The following is a 14,482-nucleotide window of genomic DNA, read 5'->3' as shown; positions in this document are numbered from 1 at the left end:
AAAAAGGCCGTTATGCATGGATGAAGAATATCCAATGGGGCAAGCAGACAAGTTCTGCCGTCTGCCAAGGGGAAGAGACGAAAGCAACGGCTGGTAAACCGCATTGCTTTCGATGGGAAGAGCAATGAACAAGCAGACCCTGATCCGGACTTTGATAATCGCCGTGCCTGTTGGCGTGGCGGCATTGATCACCGGTTACTTCTATCGTGACAGTGGCGGGATGCCGGTGGAGCAGGAGCGCGCAGATAGCCAGGTTCCTGGGACTACAAACGAGTCCTCCAAAGGCGATCAACAGGCAAGTGCTGCGCCGGACCAGCAAGAGGTCACATCCAAAACAGAAGTTCAGGAAGCAGAAAGCCCGGCCGCCACACCTGACGAAGCCGAGGCGTCTGAAACTGCGGCAGTGTCAGACAAGCCGAGCTTCGACGTGGTGGGTGTGGAACCAACCGGCGAGACGGTTGTTGCAGGGCGGTCGGAAGCTGGAGCCATTGTAGCGCTGACAGCAAACGGTGAGGTGGTTGGCAAAACCATTGCCAACCCGGCCGGCGAATGGACCATTATTCTAGATGAGCCGTTGAAGCCTGGCGACTATGACGTTGCTCTGGAAGTTCATGATCAGGGCGGAGAGCAGCTGTCCACGTCTGATGAACGGGTTGCCATCTCCATTCCGGACGGTGGAAAACAACAGCCGCTCGTGGTCCTGAATTCGCCTGATGGACCGTCCAATATCTTGCAAAAGCCGGAAGCGCCGGTCGCAGTCGCTGAAGCGCCAAAGGCTGAGGAAACTGTTGTGGCCGCGGCACCGACCTCTGAAGCAGCAGGTGACACACCGAGCTCTTCGCCATCTGAGAACGTGTCAGCTGAGGCTGGCGGTTCTGAGGGAGCTGCTCCGGCAGCCGCTGAAACGGCTGTGTCGGCAGCTGCATCGAGCACTGACGCTGACACAGCTTCGAACGAAACTGCGGCCGCAGACACACAACAACAAACTGCCGAAAGCGGTTCCCAAGCGTCTGAGCAGACGGCAGAGGTGGCCGCAACCAGCACAGCTTCGGAAACGGAAGCAACCACGGCGCCCGCAGAGACGACAACAGCCGCTGCCACGGACACACCGGCAAGTTCCGGTGATGCGGCTCCAACCGACACAAACCAGCAAGTTGCCGCGGCCTCTCAGGGCGAGACGAGTGCATCTGCCGAAACCGGCACTGAGGGCGGTAATCCGCCTGTTACGGTTGAAGCAGTGGAGTCTGAAGAGAACAAGGTCTACGTCGCCGGCACCGCGGAACCTGGATCGTCTGTCCGTGTCTATGTCGGTGATGATTACCAGGGCGAGGCCACAGCAAATTCCAGCGGCCGGTGGCTTCTTGAAGGCGACAAGTCGGTTGCGGAAGGCAATGTGGAAGTCCGGGCTGACATGATTGCCGAAGACGGAAAATCAGTGGATGCGCGCGCAGCCGTGACTTTTGAAAAACAACAGGATGAACAGATCGTCCTGACGAAGGTCGTTGCTAGCGGAACCTCCGGCTCGGCAGACGGTGATGGCGCGGACGTCAAGAAGGCGCTGCCTGTTGTGATCATTCGCAAGGGGGACAATCTCTGGCGGATCTCCAGGCGTCTTTACGGGGACGGTATCCGCTACACCACAATCTACCAAGCCAACAAAGGCCAGATCCGCGATCCGGATCTGATCTATCCGGGACAGGTGTTCCTCACGCCGGAAGGAGACCTGAACTGGCCCGCACCTACCTCGGATACCGGCCGGAACGGCTGATAACTGTAGGTTTTATTAGCGTTTATTGGGGCGGGCGCCGTTTTGGTGTCCGCCTGAATTCGTGTTGGACCTTGTCTTTTTGGGTATTGATCGCATATTTACGATTATTGGCGCCGCCCGAAAGGAGTTCCCCGCATGAGCGATCAGCTTTGCCCGCATACCGCAAGCGGCGAAAACGCGTCCGGTTTGTCGGGATGTGAAAGCCTGGCTGCACAGTTCCGGGCGCTTGGGCACCCGGCGCGACTTGCGATCCTGCGGCGTTTGGCCGGTGAGAAAGAAGCTTGCTGCGGCGAAATCGTAAGTGCCTTACCGCTCGCTCAATCGACCGTGTCTCAGCACCTTCAGGTCCTGAAAGATGCAGGGTTTCTGACCTGCGACACCCGTGGGCGCAATTGCCATTATGTTTTGAACTGGGATCAGATTTCAAAAACGCAGGAAGCGTCGGACGCATTCTGGAAGCTTTTGAACTCCGAGCACGACCACGGCGTTCTTGGCGCGGTGAACGAATTGGCGGCAAACGAATAAGTCACCGGAACGGCCCGCAAAGGGCATCGGGAGAGAATACTTGACGCAATCACATGGGACGTCGGCCGGTTCGGCCCCGTCAAACCCTGCTCATGCACAAAAAAACGCGCCCGCACAAAAGGCTGTTAGTGCGGATGAAGGTGACACGCTTTCAACGCTCAAAAACCTTTGGCCGTATATCTGGCCGGCTTCACGGCCTGATCTGAAAAAGCGGGTTTTGCTGGCAGTTGCTGCGCTTGTGGTGGCGAAGTTCATTACCGTTCTATCGCCCTATTTCTTCGCCTGGGCCACAGATGTCCTCGCTGGCGAAGATGTTGGCCTGCCAGCTTTCCTTTTGGCTCCGGTCATGCTGGTTTTGGCCTACAACGCGGCTCGTGTGATGGCCGTTGCGTTCAACCAGTTGCGCGATGCCTTGTTTGCCCGCGTCGGCCAGCACGCCGTCCGCCAGCTTGCCAAACTGACCTTTCGCCATTTGCATCAACTTTCCTTGCGCTTTCATCTGGCCCGGCGAACCGGTGGCCTGAGCCGGGTTATTGAACGTGGGGTCAAGGGGATTGAGTCGATCGTCCGATTCACAATCCTCAACGGGATTCCGACCGTTCTGGAATTCGCGCTTATGGCTGGTGTGATCTGGTTCCAGTTCGGCTTTGCCTATGTCGTGATCGTTGCCGTGATGATTGTGGCTTACGTGTGGTTCACGATTAAGGCCTCCAACTGGCGGATTGCTATCCGCCGGGAAATGAACGACAGCGACACGGATGCCAATTCGAAGGCCATCGACAGCCTGCTGAATTTCGAAACCGTCAAATACTTCGGCAACGAGAAGATGGAAGCCGAACGCTTCGATGTCTCGATGGCCAAGTATGAAAAGGCGGCGACAAAAACCTGGACGTCGCTTGCCTGGCTCAACTTCGGTCAGGCAGTGATTCTGGGGCTCGGAATGGCGGCCTGTATGGGGCTTTCCGCCCGCGCGGTCATGGCCGGCGAACAGAACATTGGCGATTTTGTTCTGATTAACGCACTGCTGATGCAAATCTCCATGCCGCTCAATTTCATCGGCTTTCTCTACCGTGAAATCCGTCAGGGGCTTGCCGATATTGAATCGATGTTCGATCTCCTGCTTGTGCCAGCCGAGATCAAGGACAAAGACGGGGCGGCTCCGCTGAAGGCCGTCGCAGGTACGATCCGCTTTAAAGATGTAGAATTCCACTACGATGCCGATCGGCCGATTCTAAAGGGCGTGGATTTTGATGTTCCGGCCGGCAAGACGATCGCCATTGTCGGCCCGTCCGGGGCGGGCAAATCGACGATCTCAAGGCTGTTGTTCCGGTTCTATGATGTAACCGGCGGCGCCGTTGAGATCGATGGACAGGATGTTCGCGATGTCACCCAGGAAAGTGTGCGCCATGCGATTGGTATGGTCCCGCAGGACACTGTCCTCTTCAACGACACCATCGCGTACAACATCCGCTACGGTCGGCCGGATGCGTCCGATGATGAGGTGAGGGATGCGGCGCGTATGGCGCAGATCCACGACTTTATCGAAAACCTGCCGCAAGGCTACCAGTCTGAAGTTGGTGAGCGTGGGCTCAAGCTCTCCGGTGGCGAAAAGCAGAGGGTCGCGATCGCCCGAACGATCCTTAAGGCACCACCGATCCTGATCCTGGATGAAGCAACCTCGGCTCTGGACACCCATACGGAACGCGAGATCCAGTCGGCTTTGGATCAGGTGTCAAAGAACCGCACGACGCTGGTGATTGCTCACCGTTTGTCCACGGTCGTGAATGCGGACCAGATCATTGTGCTCGAAGCTGGTGAAATTGCAGAACGGGGAACACATTCGGAGCTTCTGGCCAATGACGGACTGTATGCATCGATGTGGGCGCGCCAGCGCGAAGCCGATGAGGCGGAAGAGCGTTTGCGGGCAGCGCGCGAAAACGACGATCTCGGGATTATTACCCGAGGGCAACCGGCAGATTATGTGCCTACAAAATAGCCTTGTGATTGTGCCGCGTTTGCACTCTTCAAGTGAAAAGAACTCCCGCGCTTAAGCCGCGCGGGAGGTTGGAAAGTCCTTGTCATTGGCGCTTGTGAGCCGGTTCGGCATCTTGGCGGCTGTCTCGACAGTCCGGCCGAACAAAAAGCCGGACAGGGCATGTCTCAAGCGGCGCAGCTCGTAGTGACGTTCAATGCGGGCGCGGTTTTCAAATTCGTCTCCGGTGTGGAACATGGTGGTCTCCTTCGTTTCGGTGGAGACGTTGTCCCATATTGCGTTCATTTGAAGAATGTGGCTTATATCGGAAGGATATTTCGAAAGTTTGGTATAATGCGTCTGGACGATTTGGAGTTCTTTATCAGGGTCGCCGAGCTTGGCAGCCTGTCAGGTGCTGGCCGGGAGATTGGATTGTCGCCATCGGCAGCAAGCGCGCGTCTGACCAATCTTGAAAAGACGTTTGGAGCACAACTTTTTGCAAGAACAACCCGGAAGACAACACTGACTGAAGCCGGCCGCGTCCTTCTTGATCACGCGCGGTCTGCTGTTCATGAGTTGCAGCAGGCACGGCAAGCGCTCGAGGCGACGCAGGATTCGCCTCAAGGCGCGTTGCGCATTTCGTGCAACACCTTCTTCGGCCGGAAACACATTCTTCCGCATCTTGTCGAATTCCGGAGCCTTTACCCGGATGTCCAGATTGAAATGGATATCTCTGACCGGATGGTCGATGTGGTTCAGGAAGGCTATGACATGGCAATTCGGGGCGCACCGCTTGCCGACAGCTCACTTCTTGCCCGCAGGCTGGGCGGAAATCCGAGAGCGTTGTGCGCATCGCCCGATTACCTTGTCCGGAAAGGCCGGCCCAAAACCCCTGAAGACCTGAACAACCACGATTGCATCAGCATGGCGTCCGTCCCGGTTTGGTATTTCGATGGTCCGGACGGGGAGGTTGGTTTTGAATTGAAGAACCCGGTGATCAAGGGTGACAGCGGTGACCTGACATATGATGCTGCCATCCATGGCCTTGGACTGAGCCTGAAATCGTTGGCTCATGTGTGGGAGGATCTGCGGGACGGGCGTCTCGTGGCTGTGATGGAAGATTATCCGGTCGCCCGTGTCGGGGCAATTTGGGCGGTTTATCCGCCAACACGCTTTGTCCCGCCCAAGGTCAGTGTCTTCGTCGATTTTCTGATCTCCAAATACGGCAAACCAGCCTATTGGGAGAGTGATTACCGGGATGCGGGGGCATCCGGTATCGGCACTGCTCCCGCAAAAAGCGCTTGAACTGCCCCGAAAACGGTTCTCATTGAGAAAAAAAGCTTTTAGAAGCGGGGCAGTGGTCCTGCGCATGAGGTGCGCTCGGTGACCAATGAGCAATTTGCGGTGAGATCTTCGCCGCTCGAAAATGATCCTGCCCGTTTGTGGATGCTGAAAGCAGAACTATGTCGATTGTCGATTCCGTAACGAAATCCCTGGTCCCGGTTCATCGTGAAGGCTGGCCCTTTGTGGCCATTGCGCTGGTTGCGACCCTGGTTGTCGGCTGGTTCGTGGATCCCTTGTTTTGGATCGGTCTCTTTTTCACAGGGTGGGTCTGCTATTTCTTCCGAGACCCGCAAAGGGTGACCCCGGTTGGCGACAGCTTGGTGATTTCCCCGGCAGATGGTGTCGTAAGCCATGTAGGTCCAGTGCGCCCGCCAGAAGAGCTTGAGCTGGGCGCCGAACCTTTGGTCCGGGTCTCGATCTTCATGAATGTTTTCAACTGCCATGTGAACCGGGCACCGGTAGGCGGCAAGATTGTTCGAGTCGCATACCGGGCGGGCAAGTTCCTCAATGCGGAGCTCGACAAGGCCAGTGACGACAACGAGCGCAACGGTCTTGTGATCGATCACAACGGCACGAACATTGGTGTTGTGCAGATTGCAGGCCTGGTCGCGCGCCGGATCGTCTGTTTTGTGAAGGAAGGCGAAACCCTTTCCGCTGGCGAACGCTTCGGTTTGATCCGCTTCGGCTCCCGGCTCGATGTCTATTTTCCTGCGGGGACAGTGCCGAAGGTCGCGCTTGGTCAAACCATGATTGCGGGTGAAACAGTCCTGGCAGACCTCAACCAGCCGCAGGCTCCGGCACCCACACTAACCCGGGTGAGTTAAGGCGCAATCGTGATCGAGGATACTGGCCCCACATCCATCAAGACCAAGCGGCAGCCGCGTTTTCGCAGGGTGCCGCTGCGCCTGATCGTGCCGAACATGGTGACGCTCCTGGCATTGTGTTCCGGGTTGACGGCAGTCCGTATGGCGTTTGAGGGCCGTTGGGAGTTTGCCGTTGGCGCAGTTTTGATTGCCGCTGTTTTGGATGGGTTGGATGGCCGGGTTGCGCGCTTGATGAAGGGCACGTCGAAATTCGGCGCTGAACTGGATTCACTGGCGGATTTTGTCAATTTTGGCGTCGTGCCGGCGTTGATGCTCTACATTTGGATCCTGAATGAGGCTGGATCTCTCGGCTGGATTTCCGCTCTGATTTTTGCCATTTGCGCCGCTCTGCGTCTGGCAAGGTTCAATGTGGCCTTGGACGACCCGGATAAACCAACCTGGGCTTCTAGGTTCTTTACCGGCGTGCCAGCTCCCGCCGGTGCATTGACCGTGCTTTTGCCGCTTTATTTCGACTTTCTTGGCCTGTTTCCGCACTGGTTTGCAGACAGTGCCGTGGTCGCGGCATACACCATTGCAATTGCTTTCCTTCTGATCAGCCGGCTGCCGACATTTTCAGGCAAAAATTTCGGTACGCGGGTGCGCCGGGACTATGTTCTGCCACTGTTCGTCTTTGCCGTTCTGATTGTTGCGCTGACGGCCAGCTATCCATTCCGGATGCTGGCGGGCGGGTCAGTGCTCTATCTCTTGAGCATTCCGTTTTCCTGGCAGCAACATCGCAAACTCGTTTTGGCCGACACGGGCCAGAGCATCGATGAAGATGGCGATGAAAGCGACACCGACCTCGATAACATTGCAGACCGTGACAAGGACCACGGCAGCTAATCGCGATAAGGCACGGGCGATATGATCTTTCGGGAAAACACCAAAGGAGATCTGAAAAGCCTGGAGCGGATCTATCCGGCTGCATTTCCGGATGAGGATCTCTTGCCGGTGGTCCGGTCTTTGTTGACTGGATCCGTCGATGTTCTTTCACTCGTTGCGGAAGACAATGGCAAAGTCGTTGGCCATGTCGCGTTTACGATTTGCAGTGTTGGCGATGTGTCTGTCGGCCTCTTGGCTCCGCTTTGCGTGGATCCGGCTCAGCACAAACAAGGGATCGGCAGCGCGCTGGTTCGCGAGGGGTTCAAAGGTCTTCAGGAGCGCGCGATCGACAAGGTTCTGGTGCTTGGGGATCCGGCATATTATGGCCGTTTCGGCTTCGCGCCAGAGCGCACGATCCGCGCGCCTTATCCGATGCCTGAAGAGTGGGCGGATGCCTGGCAGTCCGTGTCGCTGGGGACAGGAGCGGATCAGATGGAAGGCCCACTGATCGTACCTGACGTTTGGCAGGATCCGTCCCTCTGGGGCTAGAACTCTCCGTCCGCTAAAACTGTAATCCAATAGAAAGGGGCTCGGAAATCGGGTTTCTCGGTGGAGAATTGTGCGTCAATTAGGCTCCCTCACGTCAATGAGGGACTTAAAAATGTTGCAAGACAAAACAATTCTTATCACGGGTGCCAGCAGTGGAATCGGCGCATCGGCTGTGAAGCTGTTTGCCGAAGTGGGAGCCAAACTGGTGATCACGGCAAGGCGAGCCGATCGTCTCGAAGAGGTCAGGAAAAGTGTGGGCGCTGACGCGGATCAGGTGTTGATTGTGCCCGGCGACGTAAACGATCCGCACTGCGCGAAAGGCCTTGTTGAGGCTGCAAAGGATCATTTCGGCGGACTTGACGGTGCATTCAACAACGCAGGGATCCTGGGCGATCTTGGTCCCGTTGAGGACATGCGTCAGGAAGCGTGGAACACTGTTTTGAATACGAACCTGACAAGCTGTTTTCTTGCGGCCAAATACCAGGTGCCCGCTCTTCGGGAAAACGGCGGAGGAGCAATTGTATTCACATCCACTTTTGTCGGACACACGGTTGGTATGCCGGGGATGGCAGCGTATGCCGCGTCAAAGGCGGGACTGATTGGCTTGACCCAGTGCCTCGCAGCGGAATGCGGCCCCGCCAATATTCGGGTCAATGCGCTGCTTCCTGGAGGGACGAAAACGAATATGGCTGGGGATGATCCCGAGTACCATGAGATCGTCAAAGGAATGCATGCGCTGAAACGTATGGCCGAGCCGGAGGAAATCGCCAGAGCGGCTATGTTCCTCTTGTCGGATGCGGGCTCGTTTGTCACTGGGTCTGCCATGTTGTGTGACGGCGGCAATTCCATTTCCAAAACATGATCCTGGCACTGGCCCGCACTAAGCGGGCCGCTTCCGGATGAATTTCTGTTCCATGACTTCCTGGCCCCACTGATCGCCAAGATATTCCTCGGCCAGGTCAAAGCCGTTCTTTTCATAAAGGGCCCGTGCGGCGTCCAACCCCTTCAGGGTCCAGAGATGAATTTCGTCGAAGCCGAGCCGGTCGCAATGCGCCAACGCTTTGTTGAGGAGCACTTTGCCGAGCCCCTTGCCGCGCAAGCGTTCAGACAGGATGAACCAGCGCAGGTGGGCAATGTTATTGCCCAGATCTTCGCCATCAATTGTGATGGAGCCGATCACGGCTCCATTTTCCAGAACGCTCCAGCTGTTGTTCATTGGACGCTCGACCCGCGGCATGAATTCCGCCATGGCTTGAGAAACAACACTTTCAAAAGCCGGTCCCATGCCGACAATCGGGCCATGTGTCCTGGCATGCAGGGCCGAAATGTCGCCGATCATGCCGGTCTGATAGGCTTCGATCACCGGATATTGTGTTCCGTCAGGCGCAGCATTGGAGGCGTCGCTGCCAAGGGCCTGGGCGTAAGAGGTGAGGGCGTTGGCGATTGTTGCCGTGTCGACGCCCGTGATGTTGGCAAGCGCGGTGCGGGCCTGGTTGTCTCCGAAGCGGTTGATCGAAATCCAAGTGTCTTTGCCCTTTGGTGTGAGGTGGAGCTGGAAGGCGCGTCCATCGGTCTTGGATTGGGTTTGAACGATTTCACCACGCGTTTCCAAGGATTTCAAAAGACGGCTGATCGTGGACTTTTCCAGCTTGAGCCGCGCCCCCAACTCCTTTGCCGTCAGGCCGGGGGTGAGGCCAATCTCTATGATTGCGTGAACGCCCGAGCCGGAAAGATCTGTTCCGGCGATTGTCTTTTCCAGAAAGCCAAACTCGCGCACCAACTTTCTGGATGCTGCGCGAATATCTTCGATGAGGTGAGGGGCTTGAGGGGTCATGGCTCTAACATCCAGAATAGTTGTATTAAGCAACTATATAGGTGGTGAGCGGTCAGACGGCAAGCTGAAAAAAGAAAAGGCCGCCGGAAACCGGCGGCCTTTCCACGAGCGGCGACTACTGGAGGTCTACTCAGCCGCGTGCGGGAGTTCTTCCTGGTTCGGAACCTTCGGCGGCGCAGGTTTTGGCATCGACACCACTTTGGCAGCCGGGCGTTCCTTCTCCTGTTCCGGATCTGTCCACTCCACATCCTGATCAGCGTCAGTGGTGGGTGCAGCAGCCGGAACAGGCTTGCGCTGGAACCGCTGTACGATGGACCGCGCTGAACCGACCCAGACACTTGGCAACGCAATCATGACCGGGATCATGATCAGTGTCAGGATTGTGGAGAAGGCGAGACCAGAAATCACCGCTGTCGACAACTGGACCCACCAAACGGCGGTGATGCCGCCATAGGCCGTAACCTGGTTGGCGAAGTCGAAGTTGATCTGTGTCGCCATCGGGATCAGACCGGCAATCGTGGTGATGGTTGTCAACAGGATCGGCCGGATCCGCTGCGCCGAGGTTTTCAGGATCGCTTCCAGCGGATCAAGCCCATCATCGATAAACCGGTTATAGGTATCGATCAGAACAATCGCGTTGTTCACGACAATCCCGGCAAGCGCCACGACCCCTGTCCCAGTCATGATGATCGAGAACTTCTGGCCTGTCACCATCATCCCTAGCAGCACACCGAAGACCGACAGGACCACCGTCGAGAGGGTCAGGAAGGTCTGATAGAACGAGTTGTATTGCGTCAGCAGGATTAGGAACATCAGGAAGAGCGATCCGACCATCGCCTTCATCAGGAATTCACCCGATTCCTTCTGATCCTCATCAGCGCCGCGGAACTGCAAATACACGTTGTCCGGCCAGGTTTGCGCGTCCAGCCACTTCTCCAGCTCGCCAACCTGTTCATCCGGTGTGGACCCGGAAGCGGGGTTGACGGTTGCCTTGACCATCATGGAGTAGAGGCCGTCACGGCGGACGATTTCCGAAACCTTCTGGGCCGGAGAGCGGTCGACGAAGTTTGCCAGCGGCACAAGGCCGAGCGACGTTTGAAGACGCAGTTGGTCAAACCGGTCGATCGTGCGTTCGTCTTCCGGCAAGCGGACACGAATATCGACCTCGTCTTCGCTGTCATTCGGACGGTACTTGCCGATCAACACGCCGTTGGTCACCAGCTGAACCATGTTGCCGACCGAAGCGATATGAGCCTGGTAACGGCCAGCCTGTTCCCGATCGATGGCGATTTGCCATTCGATGCCCGGCAGCGGACGGTCGTCTTCCTGGTCAATCAGCGCTTCGACGCCATTCAGATGATTGCGGACACGGGCAACGTTCTCAACAAGCGTATCGTAATCCGTCGACTTCAGCTCAAGCTGGATGTCCTTACCGGTCGGCGGGCCACCCTCGATCTTGCGGGTTTCCACCTTGATGCCCGGAATGGAGGACGTGCGTTCGCGGATCTCTGCAAAGATCTCCTTGGCTTCACGCCGGCAGCAGAAGTTTGCAAGTTCGAGCTGTAGCTCGCCCATGACATCGGCAGGCTTGTCCTGGACACCGCCAACAGACGGGCCACCCGAAGAGCCGCCCGGTGTAAAGGCGGTGGTGACGATGTGGGCCACACCTGCGACCTCCATCACTTCCGCTTCCACCTTGGCTACCTGCTCAAGCGCTTCCGCAGCAGACATGTTGCCTCGGCCGGAGATCAGAACCACAGCCTGATCCGGCTCTTCATCAACGAAGAATTCCACGCCGGTCGGATTGGAGACGAAGGACATCATGATGTAGCCGCACACGGCAATCATCGCGACGATCGTGACGATGTTGCCGATCGGGTTCCCGGCCAGCAGCTTCAGGAAGCGGACATAAAAGCCGGTGAAGCCTTTTACCTTCTTCACATCGAAGTGGGCCTTGCCGGAAAGGAGCTCCGCTTCGGCCCGGTCTTTTGCGGCACGAACAGCAGCCCGCTCCTGAGACCAGCGCACGAATGGGCGCAAGATCCGATAGGAAACATACCCAAGTCCAACGAACGTGACCAACCCGGCCAAAATGCTGACCAGCGGAACAATGCCCTCAGGAAGGGCTCCTGCCAGAAGACCCGGCACCAGTGGACCGCTTCCGATCGCAAATGCGCCGCCCGCCGCGATTGTCACGGCCAGCAAGGCAGCTGCGTGACGGCCGAGCCAATGCGAGACATCTGCCAGCACGCCACCGGTCACCGGCAGGAACACCATCGCCGTGACCAATGAGGCCGCCAGAACGATGATCACCATGATCGGTAGGTAGCTCATGAATTCACCGGCAACACCCGGCCACAAAAGCATGGGCAGGAAAGCCACCAAGGTTGTCGCGGTGGACGAGACAATCGGCCAGAACATGAGCTTTGCAGCACGGATATAGGCCTCACGGTCCTCCATGCCCTCATGCACCTTCCGGTCGGCATACTCCGTCATCACGATGGCACCATCGACGAGCAGGCCGACGGTCAGAACGAGGCCGAACATGACCATCGTGTTGACCGTGTAGCCAATGCCGCCGAGGATCAGGAAGCCCACCATGAAGGATGTCGGGATCGCGAGACCCACGAGCAGGGCGGACCGCATGCCGAGCGCTGCAAGAACCAGGATCATGACCAGGAAGATCGCGGTCAGGATCGAGGACTGCAGAGAGCCAAGAACCTCATAGATGTTGTCGGATTGATCGAGCAGGATGTCGACCTGGATCGTCTCCGGCCAGTCTTTCGAGGCTTCCTCAACAACAGCACGCACTGCCGCGTTGTTCTCGATGATGTTCGTGCCAATCCGCTTGGTGACTTCCAGCGCGATAGCCGGTTTGCCGTTCACGCGGGTGTAGGAATCTGCATCCTTGAAGGTTCTGCGGATCTCTGCAACGTCAGCCAGGGTGACGACGCCTTCACCGCTTTGTTTCAGCGGCAGACTGTAAACGTCGGCCGCGTTTTCAATGAGGCCAGGAACCTTGACGTTGAAGCGCCCTTTGCCGCCGTCAATAAATCCGGCTGGAACCAGCTGGTTGTTGGCGGTCAGTGTGTTCAGAAGCTCTTGCTGGGTGATTGCATAAGATTCCAGCTTCTGGGTGTCGATCAGGACTTCCAGAAGTTCTTCCCGGTGGCCGGAAAGATCGGCAGAGCGGACAGTGTCGACCGCTTCAATCTGGTCCTTCAGACGCCGGGCATGCTGATAGAGCGTACGTTCAGGCACATTGCCGGAGAGCGCCACGAACATGGTCGGGGCGAGGGCAAAGTTCATTTCCGTAATCGTTGGTTCTTCTGCGTCCGCGGGCAGCTCACCCTTTGCCTGATCGACTTTGTCGCGCACGTCGGCGAGGGCCTCGTCCTTGTCGAACGAAATGTCGAACTCCAAGACGATACCGGCATGGCTTTCAGAGGCAATCGCCGTGATTTCCTTCAGGCCATCCAACCCGCGCAGTTCGGTTTCCATCGGCCGCACGAGCAGACGCTCGGCATCTTCCGGAGAAATGCCCTGCTGGGTGATCGATATATAGAAGATCGGGAGATCGATGTCGGGGCTGTCTTCCTTGGGGATCGACACGTAGGTCATGACCCCTGCGGCCAGCAGCGCGAGCATCAGCACGAAGACCGTCTTTGGACGGCGAAGCACGCCTTCAAGCATGTTGATCATTGGCTGATCTCCGCGGTTTCAAACACCGGATCCACAAGAACGCCATCAGAGACATATTCCTGTCCGACCACGATTGCATTGACGGTCTCCGGAAGGCCACCGACCCACATCCCGTCCTGCTCTCCGCCGAGAACGGTGACTGGATAGAACACGGTGACATTGTCTTCGCCAACGCCGCGAATGCCGACCTGGCCGGTATCGTTCAGCGTCAGGATTGCCGGCGAGATCTTGTGCGCCTTCTCGACTGGCAATGGCAGGCGGCTAACGGCCGTCACACCATCACGGGCAACACCGTCTTCATTCGGGATTTCAACTTCGATCCGGAAGGTCCGCGTGTCGGGATTGGCAGAAGGCGAAATGTAACGGACATGACCCTCCAAAGTCTCGCCCGTAACAAGGACGACTTCAGCCGGCATGTTCAGGGAGATCTGGGCGATGTTCAGTTCGCTCACATCACCGATAGCAATCATCGGATCGGAATTCACGACGGTTGCGCAAATGCTGCCCTTGTCGAGTTGGGCACCGATTTCAGCCATCGGGCTTTCGATCACACCATCAATCGGAGAACGGATTACGGTCTGGCGCAAGGCTCGTTCGGCTTCTTCCAACCGAGCCTTGGCCGCATCATGTTGTGCCTGAACCGTCATAACCCGTGTCTCGGCAGTGAAACCCTTGCTACTCAGCTGCGTAGCTGCCTCTTTCAGCATCTCTGCCTCTGCAACTGCAGCCTTGGCTTCAAGAACCCGCGATTCCCGCGCGCCGCGGTCAAGAACACACAGGATGTCTCCAGCAGCGACACGCGCACCCTCCCGGGCGGGACGGTCGACCACGTCATCTGTAATGTGTGAGCGAACGGCAACCTTTGCCTCGGCTTCCGTCCGGCCACGCACTTCCAGAAGGGCTTGGCGTTCTTGCGCCGTAAGAGCCACAACCTGGACCTTGAACAGCTTGTCGGTTGCTTGCGCAACACGCTGAGCAGGAGAGGGCGCAGCATTTTCACCGTCGCCCACGCCACCGATCACCACGGTGCCGCTATACATCCACGCGCCAATACCGGCCGCAAGGCCGGCTGCAAGGATGTAGGAAAACTTGATACGCATTTC

At 57.2% G+C, this 14,482-nt stretch carries 12 protein-coding genes; 8 read left to right on the top strand and 4 right to left on the bottom strand.

Annotated elements, in window-relative coordinates:
• Positions 1-124 precede the first annotated feature (124 nt).
• The 3 genes from AC0J4F_RS19490 to AC0J4F_RS19480 all read left to right on the top strand — a co-directional run bounded on the left by AC0J4F_RS19490 (position 125) and on the right by AC0J4F_RS19480 (position 4,289).
• A complete protein-coding gene (locus AC0J4F_RS19490) occupies positions 125-1,768 on the top strand; it encodes a LysM peptidoglycan-binding domain-containing protein (RefSeq protein ID WP_473024391.1) in 1,644 nt (547 codons plus the stop codon).
• Between the two features lie 135 nt (positions 1,769-1,903).
• Positions 1,904-2,293: an ArsR/SmtB family transcription factor gene (locus AC0J4F_RS19485; RefSeq protein WP_473024390.1), complete on the top strand. Its 390-nt coding sequence runs from the start codon at positions 1,904-1,906 to the stop codon at positions 2,291-2,293.
• A gap of 40 nt (positions 2,294-2,333) precedes the next feature.
• A complete protein-coding gene (locus AC0J4F_RS19480) occupies positions 2,334-4,289 on the top strand; it encodes an ABCB family ABC transporter ATP-binding protein/permease (protein ID WP_473024389.1) in 1,956 nt (651 codons plus the stop codon).
• A 51-nt stretch (positions 4,290-4,340) separates the two neighbouring features.
• Here the strand turns inward: AC0J4F_RS19480 and AC0J4F_RS19475 are convergent, their stop codons facing one another.
• Positions 4,341-4,523, bottom strand: coding sequence for a hypothetical protein (locus tag AC0J4F_RS19475; RefSeq protein ID WP_133950405.1), 183 nt, complete (start codon positions 4,521-4,523; stop codon positions 4,341-4,343).
• Positions 4,524-4,619: 96 nt separating this feature from the next.
• Between AC0J4F_RS19475 and AC0J4F_RS19470 the strand changes: the two genes are divergently transcribed.
• From AC0J4F_RS19470 to AC0J4F_RS19450, 5 genes are all read left to right on the top strand, one after another.
• Positions 4,620-5,570 carry a LysR family transcriptional regulator gene (locus AC0J4F_RS19470; protein WP_133950403.1) on the top strand — a complete coding sequence of 317 codons (951 nt, stop codon included), beginning with the start codon at positions 4,620-4,622 and terminating at the stop codon, positions 5,568-5,570.
• Between the two features lie 158 nt (positions 5,571-5,728).
• Positions 5,729-6,433 carry a phosphatidylserine decarboxylase gene (locus AC0J4F_RS19465; RefSeq protein ID WP_473024388.1) on the top strand — a complete coding sequence of 235 codons (705 nt, stop codon included), beginning with the start codon at positions 5,729-5,731 and terminating at the stop codon, positions 6,431-6,433.
• Positions 6,434-6,502: 69 nt separating this feature from the next.
• A complete protein-coding gene (gene pssA, locus AC0J4F_RS19460) occupies positions 6,503-7,315 on the top strand; it encodes a CDP-diacylglycerol--serine O-phosphatidyltransferase (protein ID WP_371932239.1) in 813 nt (270 codons plus the stop codon).
• Between the two features lie 21 nt (positions 7,316-7,336).
• Positions 7,337-7,843, top strand: coding sequence for a GNAT family N-acetyltransferase (locus tag AC0J4F_RS19455; protein ID WP_473024387.1), 507 nt, complete (start codon positions 7,337-7,339; stop codon positions 7,841-7,843).
• Between the two features lie 112 nt (positions 7,844-7,955).
• On the top strand, positions 7,956-8,705 hold the full coding sequence (locus AC0J4F_RS19450; protein ID WP_473024386.1) for an SDR family oxidoreductase: 750 nt from the start codon (positions 7,956-7,958) through the stop codon (positions 8,703-8,705).
• Positions 8,706-8,723: 18 nt separating this feature from the next.
• Here the strand turns inward: AC0J4F_RS19450 and AC0J4F_RS19445 are convergent, their stop codons facing one another.
• The 3 genes from AC0J4F_RS19445 to AC0J4F_RS19435 all read right to left on the bottom strand — a co-directional run bounded on the left by AC0J4F_RS19445 (position 8,724) and on the right by AC0J4F_RS19435 (position 14,479).
• On the bottom strand, positions 8,724-9,677 hold the full coding sequence (locus AC0J4F_RS19445; RefSeq protein ID WP_133950394.1) for a helix-turn-helix domain-containing GNAT family N-acetyltransferase: 954 nt from the start codon (positions 9,675-9,677) through the stop codon (positions 8,724-8,726).
• A gap of 126 nt (positions 9,678-9,803) precedes the next feature.
• Positions 9,804-13,379, bottom strand: a complete 3,576-nt coding sequence (locus AC0J4F_RS19440) for an efflux RND transporter permease subunit (RefSeq protein ID WP_133950392.1) — start codon at positions 13,377-13,379, stop codon at positions 9,804-9,806.
• Positions 13,376-14,479, bottom strand: a complete 1,104-nt coding sequence (locus tag AC0J4F_RS19435; protein WP_473024385.1) for an efflux RND transporter periplasmic adaptor subunit — start codon at positions 14,477-14,479, stop codon at positions 13,376-13,378. Before AC0J4F_RS19435 ends, AC0J4F_RS19440 begins: the two co-directional genes overlap by 4 nt.
• Positions 14,480-14,482: the final 3 nt, after the last annotated feature.

The organism is Roseibium sp. R5 (genome assembly GCF_055755305.1).
This window is presented reverse-complemented; position numbering and strand designations above follow the sequence as displayed.